Raw genomic sequence first — 593 nt, forward strand, 5'->3', positions numbered from 1 at the left:
CGACTGCTGACAAGCAATTCGCCGAGAAGTTAACAACTAAACCCATTTGGGACGTACGCTGTCCCAATGGGGTGGTGTGCTCCCGCCTTGGAGAAACACACCATGCTCAGCAAACTTCGTTTAATGTTCCGCTATTACTCGGAAATGCTGCAATGGCCTTTTCGCCGATTTTGGCGATGGGGCATGTTTTTGCAGCCAGGCGAGTATCGCGAAATAATAGACTTAAACATCGAGACAGATGCCTATGAATTCGATGGAGAGCTCCAGTTCGTGAGGTTGAACTTTACGGACCGTGAAGTTCTGGAAATCTGGAAGAAGGCGTATCTTGCCAAGAAGCATAAAGTTGACTTTATCCAAATCGGCAAGAAAGGGGTCTGGTATGGTGCCAACGGTATGGTGCCGGTTGACGACACCGTCCTTCGCATCGGCCCGGATTTCATGACCGTGGTTGCATTTGCCGCTAACTGTGTCGAGGCCCAGACGGAGAAGCAGAACTATCTCCACAAGGTCTTTGACCATTTCGGTTTGCCCACCTTCCAACTGAAATAACCAACCCCATGGGGATCGATGTTCCCCGGTGGGGAGAATGTCGT

At 50.4% G+C, this 593-nt stretch carries 1 protein-coding gene; it reads left to right on the top strand.

Annotated features, from left to right (window positions below; all coding sequences use genetic code 11):
• The first annotated feature begins 102 nt into the window (after window positions 1–102).
• Complete coding sequence (locus WA429_RS21370; RefSeq protein ID WP_336107932.1) at window positions 103–549, top strand: hypothetical protein; 447 nt, start codon at window positions 103–105, stop codon at window positions 547–549.
• Window positions 550–593: the final 44 nt, after the last annotated feature.

Source organism: Thalassospira sp. CH_XMU1420-2, assembly GCF_037029325.1.
Classification (GTDB): Bacteria; Pseudomonadota; Alphaproteobacteria; order Rhodospirillales; family Thalassospiraceae; genus Thalassospira; species Thalassospira povalilytica.